This window comes from Kribbella sp. NPDC058693 (assembly GCF_042715335.1).
In the GTDB taxonomy this organism is placed as follows: Bacteria; Actinomycetota; Actinomycetes; order Propionibacteriales; family Kribbellaceae; genus Kribbella; species Kribbella jiaozuonensis.
Genome location: NZ_JBHXSQ010000002.1, coordinates 694,843 through 714,852 on the forward strand (window position 1 = coordinate 694,843; position 20,010 = coordinate 714,852).

The window sequence follows — 20,010 nt, forward strand, 5'->3', positions numbered from 1 at the left end:
ATCTTCGCGAGCGGACAACGCTGCTCTGGTCGAAAAGCGCGCAGGTCAATCCGATTGGCGACCGTGTGGATAAGTTGCATGTCCGAGGGAACCGCGCGCCTTAACATGCCAGCAGCAGATCGTCACCCAGCTTGATGCGGCTGAGCCGATGAAAGTTGCGCAGTCGTGCCCGAACGGCTCACGTGGGCAACATCTCTGCCGCACTACTGTGCCCGGGCTGAGCAGCCGGATCGCCAGTAAGCCGGACGGACCGCTGGAGCGGTTCGTCGTCTCGCCGGAGGATCAGGCTGACGGTATGGCGCCCGCGGCCCGCCGGCGCCCTACGCCCTCATGGGCCGCCTGGTGCGCGGCAGCGAGCGTCCGTTGATTTGCTGTGGTCCGGGTGACATCGGTGCCGTTGGCAAGTACGGCGTTCGTCCTGGATCACGACTCTGCTGCCCGGCTCGCGACTGAGCTGGCGCATCCCGATCTGATTAGCGCGCTGCTCGACGCTGACGACAGCGCCGATCGACGCTCGAGCAGGTGGGACAGCTCCGAGATCGGGTCGCCGCGGCGGAGGTCGCGATGGACAGGTCGCGACGGCACATGATGAGGGCTGGGATCCGGTCGAGTTGCGTGAGCAGTACAACGCGGCGTCTGCGGAGAATGTGTTGCCGAGGCGGCGCTTCAGGTGGCGCCGAGCGAGGTCGGTCTGAGCCATCAGGAACTGGAGTCCTAGGTAGACCAACCCGGCGATATGTCGCAGGCACTCGATCAGGCTGAATCGGACGAGCTGGGTCATCGGTATACGAGCTTGAGCTCCCAGACCCACTGCCAGCCTGGCGGATCAGTGTCCGCGGGTGTCCAACTCGGCGAACGTCGTGCTCACAACCGTCGTGTTCACAGCCGTCGTGAGCGGTCACGGGCTGAGCTTCCTGCGGGGCACCTTCTCGCAGGCGCATTCTCTTCACCGAGCTGCACGACGACGAGCGGGGTATCAGCTTCGCTGGCCCACTGTCGCGCATCGTCGCTCAGGCGCCGGATGGCTACTTCATCGCGCACTCTCTCGACGCGGTCACCCCGGTCGTCCAGTCCGAGGTGAAGCTGCAACTGTCCGGCAGTACCAGTCGCACGCCCCTCATCCTGTCGCTGACCTCAGCCGTGCCTGCTCCGCAACAGGAGACAGATGTCCCTCCACGAGCACCGTCCGCTGGATTGACCGCATGACGTTCACCTCGGTGCCACCAGGACGCTGGCTCGACGTCGAACCCATCGACGCGCTCGCCGTACACATGCTTCGGACGGACAACCCCCCGCGACCCCCTCTGGCCGGCCTTGGGCACCGAGTGCATCGTCCGCCTCGCCGCGCACCAACCCGAGGACGCGCTGCCCGGCCGTAACGAAGGCGGGTTCGGGACCAAATCGGGCACTCGCGTTGTTATATGCAGTGACGGCGCAGCCAGCGACGTCGGGAAGGGAGAAATCGTGTCGCACGACTACCGGAAGACGCCGGAGGCGGTCAGTCGCCTCACCGACAGTCAGTTCCGGGTGACGCAGAAGGACGGGACGGAGCCCGCGTTCCGAAACCAGTACTGGGACAACCACGAGGCCGGGATCTATGTGGACGTGGTGTCCGGGCAGCCGCTGTTCTCGTCGATCGACAAGTACGACAGCGGCACCGGGTGGCCGAGCTTCACCAAGCCGATTGAGGTGGACGCAGTTCGCACGAAGAGCGACAGGACGCTGTGGATGACCCGAACCGAGGTGCGGTCATCGGGCGCCGACAGTCACCTCGGTCACGTCTTCGGCGACGGCCCCACGGAAGCGGGCGGCCAGCGATACTGCATGAACTCCGCCGCCCTACGCTTCATCCCGGTAGCGGATCTGGAGCGTGAGGGGTACGGCGAGTACCGGGCATTGTTCGACACGTCCAGTGACACCACGGCCGCAGAGGAGAACGCATCATGACCAGTGGAATCCATGACACCGGGCAGGTCACCCGCCATCCCGGCACCGAGACGGCGGTCCTCGCCGGCGGGTGCTTCTGGGGTGTGGAGGATCTGATCCGGCGGCAGCCAGGTGTCCTCGAGACGCGTGTCGGATACACCGGCGGTCAGAACGACCACGCGACGTACCGCAACCACCCCGGGCACGCGGAAGCCGTCGAGATCGTCTTCGACCCGACGCAGACGACGTACCGCGATGTCTTGTCGTTCTTCTTCCAGATCCACGACCCGTCGACCCTTGACCGTCAGGGCAACGACATCGGCACGAGCTACCGGTCGGCGATCTTCCCGCTCACCCCGGAGCAGGAGCAGGTCGCGCGCGACACCATCGCCGACGTCGACGCGTCAGGCCTGTGGCCAGGCAAGGCCGTCACCACGATCGAGCCCGCGGGCCCGTTCTGGGAGGCCGAGCCGGAGCACCAGGACTACCTTCTGAATTACCCGGCCGGCTACACGTGCCACTTCGTACGCCCCAACTGGGTGCTACCACGCCGCGCCACAGCCTGATACGAACCCGAGCATGTGCCCGCCGCAGACGCGACGGGCACATCCTCAGCAGGCAGTCACGACCACATCGAGCACATTGTCGACGTAGAGGTCGACCTCTGGCCGACCGCGTGGATGAGTTGTGTGTCCGAGGCCGGACACGCACCTTAACCACACGCCTCGAACTCGGCTCTGGTGAGGCGTATCGGACACCGTGACAACAGATTGATCCCGGCCGAGGACCCGCAGCGGTTCGCGGGCCTCGCGATGCAGATGACCGCGACGATGAACGAGGCCTACCCCTGCGCGATTCTGTGGGGCTTCGGGAGGCGACGATCCCGGCCGATGCCCGGCCGGCGGCATTCGATGCCATTCGGCACATCATGAGTCTCGGTCTGTCCAGTTGCGATCGGCGGCTTGGATGGTCAGTACGACGTATCCATGACGACACGCCGCTCGATGTCGTCGACGGGATGAGCGGCGCGGAGGGTACGTTCACGATCTGCTCGTTCTGGCTGGTGTCCGCGCTGGTCGAGATCGGCGACCTGGGCGAGGCTACGGCGCTGTGCGAGAAGCTGCTGTCGTATGCGAGCCCGCTCGGTCTGTACGCCGAGGAGATCGATCCGCTCACTGGACGCCAGCTCGGGAACTTCCCGCAGGCGTTCACCCATCTGGCCATGATCAACGCCATCACCCACATCATCCGAGCCGAGGAGGCAGCCGGTACGTTCATCCCTCCCCGGCAGCGGTTCTGCGGTCATGCTGCCTGGTTCACGTAGTCGAGCAGCGACCAGCGGGGATCGTCATCGGTCAAGTGGTTGACCAGGGCGTTGACCGCGAGCTGGTGGAGCTTGGGCTCGAGAATCCCGGCCTCGGTCGCCGCGTCGAGGACCTCGAGGTACGTCGCAACGGACTCGATCGTGAGACCGGCGCCGAACTCCGCGAAGGTCTCGTTGGCGATCTCGGCCGCGATGGCGTCGAGGTCGTGCGGCTCAACAGCAATACTGGATGGCGCGACGATCTCTAGGGCTCGGGATCATCCAGCGATCGGGTGCGGGGACCAGTCGGTCGCCCATCGGACTTCCGTTGAGCATGGGGGTTCGAGGGGCGTGAGCGGGGCCGTGTAGCCGCCGCGACCAGTGTCGGCCGGTCCGGGCGCTGGCCCACTCGCAGAGGCGGGGGCCGGTTGACGTGGGTGGTCAGGGGGTCTGAGAAAATGTGTGTGCCCGGCGTGTCCGCCTCTTCGGGGGATTTCCGCAGCGCGTGGCACACCGTGCACCTTGACCAGGAGACAGCGCATCGATGCGATCACCGCAAGTCGAGGTGGCTACGGAGCCTGCCTGGCGTTACTTGATCGGGCATGTCGTGCTGCGATGGCTTTTCGTGGCCATGTTGATGTCGGGCTTTGCCCTGTCGTTGAGCTGGCCGCAGATGGGCCTCTTCCTGACTCAGGAGCTGCATCTGTCGGTGCGGGCCGCCGGGATGTACTACGTGACGAACCTGGCTGCCCCGGTCGCCGGGTTCCTCGTCGGCGCGCTCTCGGATCGATTCGACAAGCCGATCTCGCTCGCCGTGGGAGGTTCGCTGCTTGCTGCCGCGGGCTGGACCGTGATTGCGATGTGGGAGCAGCCGTGGGTGCCGTACGTGGTGAACGTCGTGGTCCTCAGCCTGGCCGGGACCTCTGGTGGACTGCTGTTCACCGTGGCCCGTCGCTATCTGGAACGGCATCCGACACCGTCGCGGTACGGTGTTCTCGCGCTGTTGCGGATCAGCCAGGCGGTCGGCTGGATCACCGGGCCGGCGCTCGGTGCGTGGCTCGCCACAGTGGCCGGGCTGCAGGAGACGCTGTTGGCCACGGCCGCGTTGGCGGCCGTCGGGGTGGTTCCTGTGGTCCTGGCCGGTCGGCACCTGCCCTCGGAGCGTACGAAGCCGCGCTCGGATGCGACTGCTGTGGCAGCTCGAGAAGCCGAGCCGGCCGTGCCGCCAGGCCGGTTCGCGTTGTTGGCGATGTTCACGGCGGTCGGTGTGCTGGTGATGTCAGGTGAGTCGATCAAACTGTCGTTCCTGTCGATCTACATGGCCGAGACCCTGCGCGTGAGCGCGTTCGCCCGTGGCGCGGTCATCTCGTTGCAGCCGCTGCTGGAGGTCGTCTTCATGGCCACGTTGGCCCGGCTCGCCGGGCGGTTCGGCGCGCTGAGGGTGTTCGCGCTCGGCATCGTGGCAGCGTTCGGGGCCTACCTGTCCTACGCCGTCGCGCAGAACCTCGTCGCGATCGCGATCGGCCAGGTGTTCATGTCGGTCGCCGTCGCGGCGACGGGCGCGTTGGGCGTTGCGATCGCTCAAGACCTCGTGCCCGAACGGCTCGCCACCGCGACGAACACGTTCAGCAGTTCGGTGATGGTCTCCGGAGCGCTCGGCGGTCTCTACACAGGCATTGCGGGTGACAGCCTGGGTATCCCGCGTCTATTCGTGCTGCCGGCCGCGGCCGCTGTAGTAGCCGCGGTGCTGTATGGCGCGATGGTCTTCGCCCGGCGCGGGCCTTGGGGCCGTGGTCTGCGGCACTGACTTGGAGGGCTACATCGTCGGGGTGGCTATACGGGCCGGGCTCCAAGTCAGTTGAATAATCTGACGATTTCTCCGAACTAGACCTGGTCCATCGAGTGCCTCAATGCCGGGCGATCCGAACGCACTCGCCTGAAGGAGACGTTCGCTTCGTTGCACTGCTGCAGTCGTCGCAGAGCGCGAATAGTGGACATAGGTGCCGTTGGTGTATCCGGGGCGGGCATCTGGCAGCCTGGGAAGCTCCGCGGGGTCGGGTCGCCGCTAGGGTCATCGGAGGCAACCTCGTTCTGATGCTACGCGAAAATAAGTTGCTTCAGACAACTATCATTCGGCAAGGCAACAAGCAGGATCCGTTAGATATCAAGTATCTCGGCAAGCTGATGGACATCACGACTTCGCGAATATGACGCTGCAGGTGAGCATGATCGCTAGCTACACGTTTCGGCGCCATCAGTCAGGCTCGCTCCCGTGGTGAGGGTCCGGGCTGGGGATAGGGACTCTCGGCGGCACGCGCTCGATGCGGGTCCAGCCCTTCCAGCCCCGTTCCTCCATGATCGCGAGTAGCCGCGCTGCTTCGGGCGCGGACTCGAGCATGACCGCATCCAAGAGCTCGATGAGTTGATCGTCGAACGGTTCGTCGCCCAGCTGACCGGCCTCGGCGGCGCGGAGGTACAGGCGTTCGAGGATGTCGGCGATCTCGACGAGCAAGGCATCGTCACCCTGGTTGTCGACGGCTTCGCTCACCAGGCTGTAGAGCTTCTGCGCATCGGGATCCTCCAGCTGCTGGTGCTTGGCGGCGATCATGGCATCGATCACATCGGGCACCTGCGCGGCGATCATGATCCACGCGTCGCGCTCCATCTCGAGGTAGCGCTCGCTGACGCCGTGACCGCGCAGCCGGTCCAGGTAATCCACGACGCTCTGCGGGAGTGCCAGCTGCTCGCCGACCGCCAGCCTGGCGAGCCGGCGGCGGCTGGCCTGCAATCGGCGGATCTCCGCACGCAGCTCCCTGTCGATCTCGTGTACGCCGTCCGCGAACTCCTGAGGCGCGGCATCGAGGAGTTCCTGTACCCGGGCCAGCGGCACGCCGGCGTCGGCCAGGGTGTGGATCCGGATCAGCCGTACGACGGCACCCGAGTCGTACGACCGGTACCCGGACCGGTCGCGCGCAGGCTCCGGCAGCAGCCCGATCTGGTGATAGTGCCGCACGGCCCGCACCGTCACACCGGCGTACGTCGCCAGCTGGCTGATGGTGAGCATGGGCCCAAGCCTGCCTCAGGCGGACTTCCGGCGATAGGCGACCATCGCCAGCAGGTACGCCGCGACAAGTACGCCGACGCACCAGGCCAGCGCAGTCCAGATGTCGTTGCCGACCGGTTGCTGAGCGAACAGTGCGCGGATCGTGTTGACGATCGATGTGACCGGCTGGTGCTCGGCGAACCACCGCACCGGGCCGGGCATGGTCTGCGTGGGCACGAACGCCGAGCTCACGAACGGCAGAAAGATGAGCGGGTAGGCGAACGCGCCCGCGCTCTCGACCGATCCCGCGGTGAGCCCGGGGATCACGGCGAGCCAGGTCAACGCCAGTGTCGACAGGAGCAGGATGCCGGTTACCGCGAGCCAAGCCTGTACGCCGGCGCTCGAGCGGAAGCCCATGAGCAGAGCGACGCCGACGACGATCACCAGCGCGATCAGGTTGGCGACCATGGAGGTGACGACGTGGGCCCACAGTAGGCCGGACCGGGCGATCGGCATGGACTGGAAGCGCTCGAGGATCCCGCTCTTCAGGTCCATGAAGAGCCGGAACGCGGTGTAGGAGATGCCGGACGCGATCGTGATCAGCAGAATGCCGGGCAGCATGAAGTTGATGTACTTCGATCCGGTGGAGATAGCGCCGCCGAACACGTAGACGAACATCAGCATCAAGGCGACGGGCGTGAGGACGGTCGTGATGATGGTGTCCAGGCTGCGGGTGATGTGCCGCAACGTCCGAACCGTCAGGGCGAGGGTGTCACTGAAGAAGTAGGTCGTCATCGCTTGTCTCCGATGATGGCCAGGAAGATCTCCTCGAGCGTCGGCTGCTTCTCGACGTACTCGACCTGCGCGGGTGGGAAGAGCTGTTTGAGCTCGGCGAGCGTGCCGTTGGCGATGATCCGGCCCTGGTGCAGGACCGCGATCTGGTCGGCCAGTTGCTCGGCCTCGTCGAGGTACTGCGTGGTGAGCAGCACCGTCGTACCGGAGCCGGCGAGCTCCTTGACTGTCTGCCACACCTCGATGCGAGCCTCCGGGTCGAGCCCGGCGGTCGGCTCGTCCAGGAAGACCACCGGCGAATCCCCGATCAGGCTCATCGCGATGTCCAAGCGGCGGCGCATGCCACCGGAGTACGTCGACACCCTGCGCGTGGCCGCCTCGGTCAGCGAGAAACGATCCAGCAGGCCGTCCGCGATCACGACCGGGTCGTCGAGGTGCCGCAGCTTGGCCACAAGCACGAGGTTCTCCCGGCCGCTGAGGATCTCGTCGACAGCGGCGAACTGTCCGGTCAGGCTGATTGAACCGCGCACCTGCGCGGCCTGCGTGGCGATGTCGAAGTCGTTGACCATCGCGGACCCCGCGTCGGCTTTCAGGAGTGTGGCGAGGATCTTGATAGTGGTGGTCTTGCCCGCGCCGTTGGACCCGAGCAACGCGAAGATGCTGCCACGCGACACTTCGAAGTCCACGCCACGCAGAACCTCCAGCTTCCCGTACGACTTCTCCAAGCCCCGCACCCGGATCGCCGGACCGAAGCTCTGCCGGCTCTTCTCGATCAACGTCGTCATCACCTGTCTCCTTTGTGGAGCCGTTCCCGTCAGCTGGGAGAAGCGGCCTGCCACAAAGGATGCAGGGCTGACGCCGCGTCAAGGTCAAGTCGCGCGGCAGGCCCGCCTGAAGCTGTAACCCGACGCCGCCCCGGGATTCCTGTTCCAGCCGCACTCGGAATTCGCTCACGATGTCGATGCTTTCCTCACCGGATGCGGACAAGGTGTCTCAGGTCGTGAGTGAGGCTCGGCCCGAGTTCGAGGACATGCCGATCCGGGATTTTGCGCCGTCGCTGTCACCGGCCTTCCCACGATGTGGCCGCCAAGATGCTGGTCGCGGAGTTTCATGAGCTGCGGAGCCTGATGTCGAGCGCGACTCTGCTGATGCGCTCGTTCGGGGTGTCCGACTTCGCCGAGGTGATGCACGCGCAGGCCGAGGGCGATCGTGCGAACCGGCTGGCCGAAGCTGAGGCCGGGCTGAAGGCGGCCTCGGACCATCTGGGCGAGTGTGGATTCAGCGCACATCCCGTATGCCGTACCCGGAAGGACGTCGGCCATGACCATCCCCAACACTCAGCACCGCGCCGTCGACGGAGTTCGGACCAGGTACGCCGACAGCGGCGGACCGCACCGGACGACGGTGCTGCTGACGAGCCCGTATCACCACGCCGGTCACGCTGATCAACGGCCGCCACGACCGCGTCGTACCGCTGTCCAACGCGGAGTTCCTCGATGCCCGCCTCCCCAACAGCCGCCTAGTGGCGGTCGACTCCGGCCACTTCATCTGGGAGGAAGCCCCGGACCAGTACGCCGCGACAATCGTCGAGGCGATCACGTCGAAGGACTGAACAGCTCGATCTCGATGCCGTCGGGAGAGTTGCACAGGGACGCCGGAGACGTATTTGCCGTGCTATCGGCCCGGAAGGGAACGGGGGAGGCCGAAAGGTTGGAGGGTGTCGTTCTCGAAGCGGGTCATGGCCGTGATGTGGTCGCGGTTGAGGGTGAGGACGTAGAGGCCAGTTCCGTGGCGGGTGCCGTTCGGGGCCTGGAGGTAGGCGCCGAAGGCCGGTTGGCCGTTGGCGCGGGTTGGGATCAGGTCGAATCTGCGGCCGGCGCCGAAGAGGGTGGCGCAGAACTGGCGGACGACTTCGCGGCCTTGGTACTCGAAGGGGAGAGGCGGCATGGACATGAAGACGTCGTCGGTGAGGAGCGCGACGAGGGCGTCGATGTCGGCGGTCTCCCAGGCCTGGACGAAGCTCGTGACGAGGGCGTTCTCGGCGGGTGAGTCTGCGGCTGGAGGGGGTTCCTGGTCGGCTCGTCGGCTCTGTACGCCGGCGCGTGCTCGTTTGAGGGCGCTCTTGACCGATTCGACGGTGGTGTCGAGCATCTCGGCGACTTCGCTCGCGTGAAAGCCGAGGACGTCGCGCAGGATCAGTACGGCGATCTGGCGAGGCGGGAGGAGCTGCAGCGCGGTGACGAAGGCGAGTGAGATCGATTCGGTCTGTTCGTAGCGGGCCTCGGGTCCGAGCGGTACGTGCATCGCGTCTTCGAGGAGTACGTCGGGGAACGGCTCGAGCCAGACGACTTCGCCGAGCCGGGTGGGTTCGGGCGGCTCGACGCCGGGAATGTCCCAGGCCTTCGCTGGCCGGCGGCCGGCTGAGCGCAGCGTACTGAGGCATCTGTTCGTGGCAATTCGGTACAGCCAGGTGCGGATCGACGCGCGGCCGTCGTACCCTCCGAGGCCGCGCCAGGCGGACAGCATGGCGTCCTGAAGTGCGTCCTCGGCGTCGTGGAACGATCCGAGCATCCGGTAGCAGTGCACCTGTAATTCGCGGCGGTGCGGCTCGGACAGCGCCCGGAACGCCTCGGCGTCTCCGGCCCGCGCTCGGCTGATCAGGTCAGCTCCCATCAACTCCACCTTCCTTTCACCTGTGTAGACGTCGGCCGAAGGCCGAAAGGGGCGGTTGAGGAGCGCCTCCTTTGTGTACGTCGTGGCGTCAGTCCCAGTGGTAGTCGACAACACTGACAGAAGGAGCACTGCCATGGGAAAGCTGATCGTCAGCGAGAACATCTCGATCGACGGGGTGATCGAGGATCCGACCGGCGAGGACGACGGCGGGCGTGGCAACTGGTTTGCGCGGATCGGAGACACGACCCGCGGTGTATGGGCCGAAGTCGAGCTGAACGAGGCGCTCGGAGCTGAGGCCCTGCTGATGGGGCGCCGCAGTTACGAGTGGTTTCTGGCGCGTGGCTGGGCGACGTCGCGTGCCGGTGCGTGGGCCGACAGGTTGCGGACCCTGCCGAAGTACGTCGTGTCGTCGTCAGCCCTCGAAGGTCCGGATTGGGGCAACGTGACCGTCCTGAAGGGCGACGTACCGGCGGAGGTCGCGAAGTTGAAGGAACAGATCGACGGCGACATCGTCCTGTACGGCAGCGGTCGACTCGTGCACACGCTGTGGGAGCACAACCTGGTGAACGAGCTGCGGCTGATGACCTACCCGGTCGTGGTCGGCACCGGCTCGCGACTCTTCACCGACACCAGCGACGCCACGGATCTACGCCTGATCAACACCCGACCCGTCGGCGAGGACCTCGCCCTCCACATCTATCAGCCCATCCTCTGACGCAGCCGCCCGGCCGTGCCCGCTCTGAGCGCGTCACGGCCGGGCAGTGAACCCCGACTGGACCAGCGTCGATCACATCTGTTCGTGTGTCTTGGTGGGGACTGGTTATATACGTCGAGACGACGGTCAGCGCCGCGGTGAGGTGCGCGAACCTGCTGTCGGAGAAGGCGCCAGACGCAGCTCGAGAGTTGTGCCGTGCTGCCGAGATCGCTCTTCCGGTGACAGCCGATGCCGCCGACTTGGCGTCCGTTGGCGTCACATGGTCGGCGTTGGACCAGACCGAGGGGGAGCGCGTTCTTGACCTGGCGGCCGAACGAGTCGCCGCGACGCCCAGGGCGGTCCCCGGGTACCTCAGGGCGCTCGAGCGGCTGCCGTCACCGCAGGCGGAGGAACGCGTAAGAGCCGTTGGCGCCCTTGTGACGGAGGACGCCGACGATCACAAGGCGACGTTCGTGGCCAGGGCGGCCTGGGCTGCCTCGCTTGCCAGATTCGACTCCACGGCAGCGGCGGAAGAGATCTGGCAACTGATCGCCGTACTGCCGGAGACGGCTGAGCGATCCGACGAATCGTCGAAGGGGATTCAGCAGTTCGTGCAGTTGCTCCGTGACTTGACGGGCGGCTCGTCGTCCGAGCTGCCGGACCTTGCGCAGTCAGCCGCGGAAGCGGTGGCGGCGCTCGCGAAGGCGGAGCATCCGCGGGCCCACGAGTATGCCCGCGCACTCATCGAGGTAGCCCACGCACAGACGAGACCGGACGTACGCCGAGATGCCGCACTCGCGGTGTGGCGTGGCCTCGCCGGATCAGCTTCGGCGAGTGCCGATCTTGCTTCGTGGCCGCCCTCGGTGATGGATGAGCCAGAGCGTGAGAAGGTCGTCGATGTCCTTTCCGACGCCGGCCGCTGGGACGTAGCCGAAACGCTGGCGGCCGACCTCACAGACTCCGGGAGTGCGCTCGAGGAAATCGAGAGCGCACGATCTGCGGCCGCGAGTCCGACAACTGTGCTTGAGCGCACCTTGCTCGAAACCGCCGACAGCTCACTCAAGGGCCTCACGGGCTGGGCCATCCAGATGGCTCACAGCGACGAGTGCGAAGAGGCTCTTGCCCAGTTGCTTGCTGCCGTCACTGATCCGGACTTCCAGGAACCGCGCTTGAGGGTGCTCGGCGACTTCGCTCCCTGCGCCGTACCGCTCCTGCTTGCCACGGGAGGCACGGTCGCCCTCGACAAAATGGTCGACGCTTTCGCCGACCTCGACGAGCGCCTCCGCGAGGCAGCCGCACTCTCCGCCGCCAACTGATTCCGTGTGCGGGTAGTCGGCAGCAATTTGGTTGTTGCAGGCAACCTGTCCCAGAACCACAAAAGCGGCACCGGAGTGCCGCTTGGTTGGGGTGAAGCGAGTGTTTCAGTGTCCGAGGGGGGACTTGAACCCCCACGCCCCGTAAAGGGCACTAGCACCTCAAGCTAGCGCGTCTGCCTATTCCGCCACCCGGACGAGTGGTCTGCACCGGGGTGCGGTGCTGACCGGAGAACAGTAGCAAACTCCAGGGGTGGAATTCACATCGGGCGGGTGGGGGTGGTGACGGAGTGTTGGGGGCGGGGTAGTTTCGGGTTCAAGGAGAAGGGTGGGGTGGGATGACGGAGATCGAGCTGGGTGCGATCGAGGCTGAGCGGGACCGGATCCGGAGTGCTTATCTGAGGCCGGGTGGGGTCAGTTCGGCGCGTGGGTTGCATCACACCGCGTTGTTGTGTGCGGATGTCGAGCGAACGGTGAAGTTCTACCAGGACGTGCTCGGGTTCCCGCTGACCGAGATGGTCGGGAACCGGGACTACGAGGGCTCGACGCACTTCTTCTTCGACATCGGAAACGGGAACCTGCTGGCGTTCTTCGACTTCCCGGGACTGGATCTCGGGCCGTACGCCGAGGTGCTGGGCGGGCTGCACCACATGGCGATCTCGGTCGAGCCGGAGCGGTGGGGGCAACTCAAGGAGAGCCTGACCGCGCACGGCGTCGAGTTCCAGGAGGAGAGCGGTACCTCGATCTACTTCCGCGACCCCGACGGCGCGCGGATCGAACTGATCTCGGATCCGCTCGGGGAGATGTACGGGCTGAAGGTCCTCTGAACCGGCTGAACCGACTGAGCCGCTGAGCCGTTGACCAGGCGATGGGTCGGCGGGATCCTCGTCTCGGGGTGAGACCGGCGTCGGGCTGGGTCTCGGGGTGGTGGGGCGGCGATGGGGCAGCGAAGTCCGTTGGTGACGTTGGCGGCGACGGCCGTCGGGTTGGTCGCGTTCATGGTGGTCAACAGCACCCAGACCGGCAATCCAACCCAGGCGAGCAACCCGGCACCAACAGCGACGCCGGTTGGAACAGTCACCCCATCCGCGACCCCGCTGACGCCGAGCAAGCCCGCCACGACAGCGCCGGCCAAACCACCCGCGGTCTACGCAGGTCGGACCAACGAACGCGAGGCCTCATTGGCGATCGCGACGAAGGGCGAGCGCGCCGCGGCGTACGTCTGTGACGGCCGCAGCCTCGAAGCCTGGCTGACCGGCACCTACCGCAACGGCCAGCTCGTACTGCGTTCCAAGACCGGCGAGCGCCTGACCGCCGCCGTTGCCGGCAACACCGCCACCGGCACTTTCACGCTGAGTGGTCGCACGCTGCGGTTCGCGATCGCGAAAGCCGGCCCACCCGCCGGCCTGTACCGCGCGCGGAACTCCACCAGCACCATCGGCTGGATCGTCCTGCCCGACGGCAAGCAGGTCGGTGTCGACAACGACGGTACGCCGGCCCCCGCCCCGCCGCTCGACACCACCACCCGCGCCGCGACGGTGAACGGCGTACCCGTGACAGCCCAAGCAGTCAGCGGAGATGAGGCGTTCTGATGAGCACCGCACAGGTCCAACACGCGACCAGGATCGCGGTACCGCTCGCGGTCGGCACTGCCGTCGCGGTCGCGCTCGGTGTCTACGGCCGCCTCCACGACCCCGCCGGCGTTGCGATCAATCTGGCCGGCTTCTCGAGCTTCCAATCGGTGAAGACCTGGCTCGCGACCGTCGCTCTCCTCTTCGGGATCGTGCAGCTGATCTCGGCCATGTCGCTCTACGGCCGCCTGCCCACCCGCCCGTGGGTCGCGCCGCTGCACCGCTGGTCCGGCCGCATCGCCGTGGCGTTCACCCTCCCGGTGGTCGCGCACTGTCTCTACGCACTCGGCTTCGAGTACGGCGAACCGCGCATCCTGATCCACTCGCTCCTGGGCTGTTTCTTCTACGGCGCCTTTGTCGCGAAGATGCTGACCCTCAGCCGGACCGACGCCCCCAAATGGCTCCTGCCCGTCGTCGGCGGAGCCGTGTTCACCGCGCTGGTCGGTCTGTGGCTGACCTCGTCGCTCTGGTTCTTCACAACGTTCGGAGTGATCCGATGACACAGCAACCTGGCCGCCGGACGGTCCTGGCCGTCGCGATCGGAGCGACCGCCGCCGGCTGCTCGAAGTACGGCGAACCGAAGAACCCACCATCGCAGACGGCACCCGCGAACGCCGTACTCGGGAAGACCGACGAGATCCCGGTCGGCGAGGGGAAGATCTTCGACCAGAACCAGGTCGTCGTCACGCAACCGGTCAAGGGCACGTTCAAGGCGTTCAGCTCGACCTGCACGCACCAGGGCTGCCAGGTCACGACTGTTGCCAACGGCACCATCGACTGTCCCTGCCACGGCAGCAAGTACTCCGTGAAGGACGGCTCGGTCGTCGCCGGGCCTGCGCCGCGACCGCTGCCGCCGAAACAGATCACCGTTTCCGGGGACTCGATCACGCTGGTCTGACCGACCTCGGGATGCCATCACCGAGGCGGTGAGAGAGGATGGTCGGCATGACGACCTCCAGCGACCGTACGTCGTACACGCCCGATGCCGAGGTGGTGGAGCTCTGCAGTGAGCTGATCCGGATCGACACCACGAACTACGGGAACGGCAAGAGCAACGGCGAGCGGGTCGCGGCCGAGTACGTCGCCGCGAAGCTGGACGAGGTCGGCATCGAGTCGACGATCTACGAGTCGGAGCCGGGGCGCGCGACACTGGTCGCCCACTGGGACGGCGAGGACCAGAATGCGGACCCGCTGCTCGTGCACGGGCACCTGGATGTCGTACCGGCGGACCCGAAGGACTGGAAGGTCGACCCGTTCTCCGGGGAGATCTTCGACGGGTGCGTATGGGGTCGTGGCGCGGTCGACATGAAGGACTTCGACGCGATGGTGCTGTCGGTCGTCCGGGCTCGTCAGCGCGCGGGCGTGAAGCCGCGGCGGCCGGTCCGGCTCGTGTTCACCGCCGACGAAGAGGCCGGCGGTGTGTACGGCGCGCAGTGGCTGATCAACAACCACCCGGACACCGTCGCCGACTGCACCGAGGGCATCGGCGAGGTCGGTGGCTTCTCGATCACGGTCAAGGACGACCTCCGGCTGTACCTGATCGAGACAGCCGAGAAGGGCATGAACTGGATGCGGCTCAAGGCCCGCGGTACGGCGGGGCACGGGTCGATGGTGAACAACGACAACGCCGTCACCAACCTGGTCGAGGCGGTGACCCGGATCGGCGGGCACGAGTGGCCGCTGCGGGTGACGCCGACGGTTCGCGAGTTCCTGAAGACGCTCGAGGACGTGCTCGGGACCGAGCTGGACCCCGATGACATGACGGCGACGCTGGCGAAGCTGGGCAGCTTCAGCCGGATGTTCGGTGCGACGATCCGCAACACCTCGAACCCGACGATGCTGAACGCCGGTTACAAGGTGAACGTGATCCCCGGCGACGCCGAGGCGCACATCGACGGGCGGTTCCTGCCCGGGTACGAGGACGAGTTCTTCGCGACGATCGACGAGCTGCTCGGCGACAAGGTGCAGCGCGAGACCGTCGTACAGGACATCGCGCTGGAGACCGAGTTCAGCGGCGGGCTGGTCGAGGCGATGAAGGCGTGCCTGGCGGCCGAGGACCCGCAGAGCCGGACCGCGCCGCTGCTGATGTCGGGTGGTACGGACGCGAAGTCGTGGAGCCGGCTCGGCGTACGGTGCTTCGGATTCGTACCGCTGCAGCTGCCGCCGGACCTGGACTTCATGGGCATGTTCCACGGCATCGACGAGCGGGTGCCGACGTCGGCGCTCGAGTTCGGCTCGCGGGTGCTGGACCGCTTCCTGGACCAGGCCTGAGCTGGCGCCGGCGGCCTGAGAAGCTAGGAACGTGATCGCAGACAACGCCACCGACGAGCTCGCCCGGCTCCGCAGCAGCATCGACAACATCGACGCCGCGCTGATCCACCTGCTGGCCGAGCGCTTCAAGTGCACCCAACAGGTCGGTGCCCTCAAGGCCAGCACCGGAATGCCGCCGGCCGACAAGTCCCGCGAACAGGCTCAGGTGGCCCGGCTCCGCGCGCTCGCCGCCGAGTCCGGACTCGACCCGGTCTTCGCCGAGAAGTTCCTCGCCTTCGTCATCGCCGAGGTCATCCACCACCACGAACGCCTCGCCGAGACGCGCGCCGCGGACTAGCTGGTCCGGATGATCGTCGGTACGGCGAGCAGCCCGGAGTTGAGGTAGTCGGCCGCGTGCTCGATGTGCTGGAGGTCGAAGCGGTGACCGAACTCCGCGGTGACGTCTTCCGCTGCCTGGAGAAGGTGCTGGTCGGCGGACAGCGCGTTGGCAGCGGTGTTGTGTACGACGATGCGTAGATCGTTGGCACCCGATCGTGCGGCGTCGGTGATGTCGACGCGGTACGGCGGGGCCCAGAGCGTGCCGCAGCGGATGTCGTTGAGGTAGATCTCGGCGGCGACGCCTACCGGTGGGGTGATGAGCGCGCGGTACGAGTTGGGCGGGAGGTAGGGCTCGCTGCCGGCATCGACTGGCGTACCGGGGCCGAGGTCGAGGAAGAGTCGGCCTTCGGTTTCGGGGAGGTGAAGGTCGGTCTGGTAGGTCGCGGAGCCGGAGTAGGTCGCGAGTTCCGGGGTGTCTTCCCAGCGGTGGGGGATGGTGACCGGGCGAATTTCGTTGTCGAAGGCAACCGACCATTCGCCCAGAGCTGCTTCGACAACGTCGGACGACTCCGCCGTTGCAGGGGTGGTCGTTCTGGTGAGGACGGCTGACTCGTAGGGGTGCAGGGTGAGGGTGCGGGTGACGTCGTTCGAGGTCCAGCGTTCCATCGGCTGGTCGAAGGTGAGGGTTCGGGCTTCGGGGCCGGTGTTGGCGACGAAGTAGATGTCGCCGTCGTCGAGGCGGCGGTGGACCACGCCGACGTCCTGCTGTGGGGTGAATGGCGCCGGCGGGAGGTGCTCGGCGAGCGTGGAGATGTCGGTGACGACCGTGCCGCCTGCCGCGCGGACCGCGTCGAGCCAGCGCGTGGTCTCCGGGGGCGTGGTGGTCCCGTCCGGTACGACGACCAGCGGTACGTCGGCTGGATCGACGACCGAGATGGCGTCGTCGTCGATCAGGTCGTAGTCGAGTCCCGCCTCGCGGATCGTGCGGGGGATGCTTTCCGGGATCAGTCGGCGTACGACGCGGTACAGGTTGTTCGGCTCGCTCAGGCCCGTCTCGGCGTACGCGTCGGAGGCCGGGATGTAGATCTTGACCGGGCGCACCGGCGTACCTTGCTGGAGGAGCCAGGACAGGCGGTGGAGGGATGCGAACAGATCCGTTGCCACCGGCCACCATGGGTTGCGGTCGTCGAGGGCACCGGCCGCGTAGAAGATCCAGCCGAGGCCGCGGCCGTTCGACGGGGAGTACGGCCAGCCGTGGCCGATGAGCTGGTTGACGCCGGACAGGAAATGTTCGTGCGCCTCACCCTGGAGATCGAGCGGCGTCGCGCGAAACGACGGCGAGTGCACCCAGGTCCACACCTCCGCCGACACCACCGACCGGCCGTAGATGTTGGCGGCCGACGACGCCCACCGGGTCTCCGGGATCCGCGTCCAACCCCAGCCCTCGCCTTCGAAGATGTCCGCGAACCGGTAGCTGCTCATCGTCGCCGGCGGCTCACCGTAGCTCTGGATGCGGAACGGTACGCCGTACCCGGCCGCCCACTGCTGGAACACCTTCAGGAAGTTGTCCTCGTACAGCTCCGACAACGTCCGCCCGAAGTCGATCCGCAGTTGCCGCGACTCACCGGTGTCGACGAGCAGCTCGTACAGCCGCGGCCGCAGCTCGTATCCCCGGCGCTTGGCGAACTCGTCGAAGATCCCCGGCGTCCAGTCCGCGCCGTACACCTCGAGGCTGTCGCAGAACACCGACCCGAGCAGCTCAGGAGTCGCCGCCTTCAGCAATGGCTCCGCGACGCGGCGGATGTGCTCCGACGCCGCGGCCGCCGAGTAGTGGTCGAGCGTGTGCCCCTCGGCGCCCGCAGCCGTCCGCTTCACCTGCTGCCCGGTGACCCGCGACGTGGCGATCAGCACCTCACGCGGCTGACCACCGGCCGGGACGTGGATGATCCCGTCGCGCACCGGCACCTCGACGTACGACGACCCGTCGCCCACGAAGGCTGCGACGAACTCATCTCCCGGCCAGGCCTCGACCACAGGTACGTCGTACGCCGCGCCGCCGATCCCGCGCCGATCCCAGCGCAGCTGCCGCGCGGCGTGCTCGGGCCCGATATGCCCGCCGCCGTACGACCAGCCGCTGCCGAGCGTCACATCGAACCGCAGTCCTAACGAATGCGCTGTCCGAGCCGCATGGCCGACCAGCTCGAGCAGCTCGGGCGATCCGAACGGCGCGGTCACCGGCCCCATCGGATAGACGAACGCGACCTCGACCCCGCCGAGTCCGGCCGCTGCCATCGCGTGCAGCTCCCGGTCCAGCTCGTCCCGCGTGACCGACGGACCGAACCACCACCAGCGCATCATCGGCCGCCCCTCGGGCGGCGGGTTCCGGAACTGTCGTCGTACGTCGTCGACGGTCGCCATACCCTTCACCCCACAGCGGAGGCGACCCGCGGTCAACGACGATGACCACTACCGGTCAGATTTGCTCACGCCCGACGTCAGCAGGTACTGCCCGACGGCGTACGTCGACATCGTGAGCGCGCCGCGTCCCGGGAAGTCCCGCCCGGACATCCGCAGCGCGATCAATGCATCCGAGACCAGGAACAACGCCCCGCCGAGACCGCTCCGCGAGTTGTGCCAGCGGGACGCGACCGCAGTTGCCGTGAGCAACAACGCGTACGCCGCCACCGGCACCCGCTGGCTGCCGAGCCCAGGGGACAGCACCGCGATCAAGGCAGCCCACAACGCCGCGTACGCCGCGAGCACCCGCCACGACCGCTGCGCCGGATTGGCGAGGAACACCGCGAGGTAGCACGCATGCGCTGCCGCGAACGCCGCCATCCCCGCGAGTTGCGCATCGGTCTCCAGCAGCAGATCACCGGCGGCCGACGCGAGCAGCGCCGCCTGGATCAGCGGCGGCGCGTCCTGCGTGCGCGACCACTGCCACAGCAACGGCATCAGCGTCGCCTTGCTGGCCTGTTCGAGGATGTTGACGTCGAAGGCAACAGCCGCGACCTGCACGACCGTCGCACCCCAGAACCCCGCCAACACTCGTCGCCCGCGCGCCAACCGCCCCAGGTTCATGCGTCCGAGTCTGCCTGCTCCTGGCCGGCGACTCGCCGGTGTTCACGACAAGTTCAATGTCGCGCGCAGCTGTGGAAGGTGTTTGATCAGGGCGCGCGGCGGGGTTGGCGTGGTGACGACGGAGAGGGTGAGGCGGTAGGTGAAGGGGGAGGCGGCGAGGTGTTCGCCAGGGCGGAGTTCGGTGGCGAGGGCGCTGCGGGGGACCAGGGCCAGGTGAGAGCGGCGGCGGGCGATGGCGACGGTCGTGCTGAGCGTGACGCCGCGGCGGGGGATTGCGCCGAGGGCGGCGAGGCGGGCGTGGATCTCCTCGGTGCCGCGATCGTAGGTGGAGAACACGATCGGGCGGTCCTTCAGCGGCTGACGGCCGCGACCCGGTGGACGGGCGCCCGGTGGGATGAACAGGACGAGGTCGTCGCGGCCGACGCGGCGGGCGACGGCGCCGCGGGGGAGGGTCATCTGCTCGGCGATTGCGATGAAGGCGGCCTCCATTGTGCCTTCGGCGACGCGTTCGACCAGGAACTGGCCGTGGTCGACCTGCTGCTGGATCTCGAGATCGGGCAGGTCCGAGTCGAGGACCGGGAACAGGATCGGGGCGAGGCTCGCGAAGGTGCCGATGACGAGCTGCTGGCCGACGGCGGCCGCGCGGGTTGCGTCGTACACCTCCTCCAGGTGGCGGAGGATGTGGTCGGCGCGGCGGCTGAGCTCGGCGCCGGCGGGGGTGGGGCGGGCGCCTCGGGTGTCGCGCTCGAAGAGCTTGGCGCCGCAGAGGCGTTCGAGGCGGGCCAGGCGTTGTGATGCCGAGGGCTGCGAGATGCGGAGCTCGCGGGCCGCGGTGCCGACTGCGCCGGTGCGGGTGACGGCCTGGACCAGCCGTAGGTCCTCGACCGAGGGTAATGAGGCCATAGGTTCAGCCTATGGCAAGCAGTCAACGTTCGACGGCTACCTGCGGAGTGCTGGAAAGCCAA

The 20,010-nt window shown here is 67.1% G+C and carries 21 protein-coding genes and 1 tRNA gene; 14 read left to right on the plus strand and 8 right to left on the minus strand.

Going from position 1 to position 20,010, the window contains the following annotated elements; all coding sequences use genetic code 11:
• Positions 1–1,464: 1,464 nt before the first annotated feature.
• The 5 genes from msrB to ACFWUU_RS12925 all read left to right on the plus strand — a co-directional run bounded on the left by msrB (position 1,465) and on the right by ACFWUU_RS12925 (position 5,036).
• Positions 1,465–1,947 (plus strand): peptide-methionine (R)-S-oxide reductase MsrB, encoded by a 483-nt coding sequence (msrB, locus tag ACFWUU_RS12905; RefSeq protein ID WP_380175327.1) that lies wholly within the window; start codon positions 1,465–1,467, stop codon positions 1,945–1,947.
• A complete protein-coding gene (gene msrA, locus ACFWUU_RS12910; RefSeq protein ID WP_380175329.1) occupies positions 1,944–2,492 on the plus strand; it encodes a peptide-methionine (S)-S-oxide reductase MsrA in 549 nt (182 codons plus the stop codon). The genes msrB and msrA overlap by 4 nt, the downstream gene beginning before the upstream one ends.
• Positions 2,493–2,854: 362 nt before the next feature.
• On the plus strand, positions 2,855–3,250 hold the full coding sequence (locus ACFWUU_RS12915) for a glycoside hydrolase family 15 protein (RefSeq protein WP_380175331.1): 396 nt from the start codon (positions 2,855–2,857) through the stop codon (positions 3,248–3,250).
• Between the two features lie 35 nt (positions 3,251–3,285).
• Positions 3,286–3,498, plus strand: coding sequence for a hypothetical protein (locus ACFWUU_RS12920; protein WP_380175333.1), 213 nt, complete (start codon positions 3,286–3,288; stop codon positions 3,496–3,498).
• Positions 3,499–3,773: 275 nt separating this feature from the next.
• Positions 3,774–5,036 carry an MFS transporter gene (locus tag ACFWUU_RS12925; protein ID WP_380175335.1) on the plus strand — a complete coding sequence of 421 codons (1,263 nt, stop codon included), beginning with the start codon at positions 3,774–3,776 and terminating at the stop codon, positions 5,034–5,036.
• 447 nt (positions 5,037–5,483) lie between these two features.
• On the opposite strand, the gene ACFWUU_RS12930 is transcribed toward ACFWUU_RS12925, so the two are convergent.
• From ACFWUU_RS12930 to ACFWUU_RS12940, 3 genes are read right to left on the minus strand one after another with little or no spacing between them, the layout of a single operon-like run.
• The gene (locus ACFWUU_RS12930) at positions 5,484–6,293 is read right to left on the minus strand and encodes a MerR family transcriptional regulator (RefSeq protein WP_380175337.1); all 810 of its coding nucleotides are present in this window, start codon (positions 6,291–6,293) and stop codon (positions 5,484–5,486) included.
• A 15-nt stretch (positions 6,294–6,308) separates the two neighbouring features.
• The gene (locus ACFWUU_RS12935) at positions 6,309–7,067 is read right to left on the minus strand and encodes an ABC transporter permease (protein ID WP_380175339.1); all 759 of its coding nucleotides are present in this window, start codon (positions 7,065–7,067) and stop codon (positions 6,309–6,311) included.
• Positions 7,064–7,849 (minus strand): ABC transporter ATP-binding protein, encoded by a 786-nt coding sequence (locus ACFWUU_RS12940; protein ID WP_380175341.1) that lies wholly within the window; start codon positions 7,847–7,849, stop codon positions 7,064–7,066. The genes ACFWUU_RS12935 and ACFWUU_RS12940 overlap by 4 nt, the downstream gene beginning before the upstream one ends.
• Before the next feature lie 342 nt (positions 7,850–8,191).
• Between ACFWUU_RS12940 and ACFWUU_RS12945 the strand changes: the two genes are divergently transcribed.
• Positions 8,192–8,509, plus strand: a complete 318-nt coding sequence (locus ACFWUU_RS12945) for a hypothetical protein (RefSeq protein WP_380175343.1) — start codon at positions 8,192–8,194, stop codon at positions 8,507–8,509.
• Positions 8,510–8,738: 229 nt separating this feature from the next.
• Here ACFWUU_RS12945 and ACFWUU_RS12950 read toward each other — a convergent pair whose 3' ends face one another.
• Positions 8,739–9,737: a sigma-70 family RNA polymerase sigma factor gene (locus ACFWUU_RS12950; protein ID WP_380175345.1), complete on the minus strand. Its 999-nt coding sequence runs from the start codon at positions 9,735–9,737 to the stop codon at positions 8,739–8,741.
• A 133-nt stretch (positions 9,738–9,870) separates the two neighbouring features.
• Here ACFWUU_RS12950 and ACFWUU_RS12955 point away from each other — a divergent pair, with 133 nt between their 5' ends.
• Both ACFWUU_RS12955 and ACFWUU_RS12960 read left to right on the plus strand, forming a co-directional pair.
• Positions 9,871–10,452, plus strand: a complete 582-nt coding sequence (locus ACFWUU_RS12955) for a dihydrofolate reductase family protein (RefSeq protein WP_380175346.1) — start codon at positions 9,871–9,873, stop codon at positions 10,450–10,452.
• A gap of 218 nt (positions 10,453–10,670) precedes the next feature.
• Complete coding sequence (locus tag ACFWUU_RS12960; RefSeq protein WP_380175348.1) at positions 10,671–11,747, plus strand: hypothetical protein; 1,077 nt, start codon at positions 10,671–10,673, stop codon at positions 11,745–11,747.
• Positions 11,748–11,856: 109 nt separating this feature from the next.
• On the opposite strand, the gene ACFWUU_RS12965 is transcribed toward ACFWUU_RS12960, so the two are convergent.
• Positions 11,857–11,942, minus strand: a tRNA-Leu gene (locus ACFWUU_RS12965).
• Positions 11,943–12,082: 140 nt separating this feature from the next.
• Here ACFWUU_RS12965 and ACFWUU_RS12970 point away from each other — a divergent pair.
• The 6 genes from ACFWUU_RS12970 to ACFWUU_RS12995 all read left to right on the plus strand — a co-directional run bounded on the left by ACFWUU_RS12970 (position 12,083) and on the right by ACFWUU_RS12995 (position 15,983).
• Positions 12,083–12,571, plus strand: coding sequence for a VOC family protein (locus ACFWUU_RS12970; RefSeq protein ID WP_380175350.1), 489 nt, complete (start codon positions 12,083–12,085; stop codon positions 12,569–12,571).
• 111 nt (positions 12,572–12,682) lie between these two features.
• A complete protein-coding gene (locus ACFWUU_RS12975; protein ID WP_380175352.1) occupies positions 12,683–13,336 on the plus strand; it encodes a hypothetical protein in 654 nt (217 codons plus the stop codon).
• Positions 13,336–13,875 carry a DUF6529 family protein gene (locus ACFWUU_RS12980; protein WP_137256919.1) on the plus strand — a complete coding sequence of 180 codons (540 nt, stop codon included), beginning with the start codon at positions 13,336–13,338 and terminating at the stop codon, positions 13,873–13,875. The genes ACFWUU_RS12975 and ACFWUU_RS12980 overlap by 1 nt, the downstream gene beginning before the upstream one ends.
• Positions 13,872–14,273, plus strand: coding sequence for a Rieske (2Fe-2S) protein (locus ACFWUU_RS12985; RefSeq protein WP_137256918.1), 402 nt, complete (start codon positions 13,872–13,874; stop codon positions 14,271–14,273). Before ACFWUU_RS12980 ends, ACFWUU_RS12985 begins: the two co-directional genes overlap by 4 nt.
• A gap of 47 nt (positions 14,274–14,320) precedes the next feature.
• On the plus strand, positions 14,321–15,646 hold the full coding sequence (locus ACFWUU_RS12990; RefSeq protein WP_380175353.1) for a M20/M25/M40 family metallo-hydrolase: 1,326 nt from the start codon (positions 14,321–14,323) through the stop codon (positions 15,644–15,646).
• Between the two features lie 31 nt (positions 15,647–15,677).
• A complete protein-coding gene (locus ACFWUU_RS12995; protein WP_380175355.1) occupies positions 15,678–15,983 on the plus strand; it encodes a chorismate mutase in 306 nt (101 codons plus the stop codon).
• Here ACFWUU_RS12995 and ACFWUU_RS13000 read toward each other — a convergent pair.
• The 3 genes from ACFWUU_RS13000 to ACFWUU_RS13010 are packed head-to-tail and all read right to left on the minus strand — an operon-like array spanning position 15,980 to position 19,948.
• Entirely contained in the window at positions 15,980–18,382 is a 2,403-nt protein-coding gene (locus ACFWUU_RS13000) for a glycosyl hydrolase (RefSeq protein WP_380175357.1), read from the minus strand. The two genes, ACFWUU_RS12995 and ACFWUU_RS13000, sit on opposite strands and share 4 nt — an antisense overlap.
• A 48-nt stretch (positions 18,383–18,430) precedes the next feature.
• Positions 18,431–19,045, minus strand: a complete 615-nt coding sequence (locus tag ACFWUU_RS13005) for a lysoplasmalogenase (protein ID WP_380175359.1) — start codon at positions 19,043–19,045, stop codon at positions 18,431–18,433.
• A 42-nt stretch (positions 19,046–19,087) separates the two neighbouring features.
• The gene (locus ACFWUU_RS13010; RefSeq protein WP_380175360.1) at positions 19,088–19,948 is read right to left on the minus strand and encodes a LysR family transcriptional regulator; all 861 of its coding nucleotides are present in this window, start codon (positions 19,946–19,948) and stop codon (positions 19,088–19,090) included.
• Between the last annotated feature and the right edge of the window lie 62 nt (positions 19,949–20,010).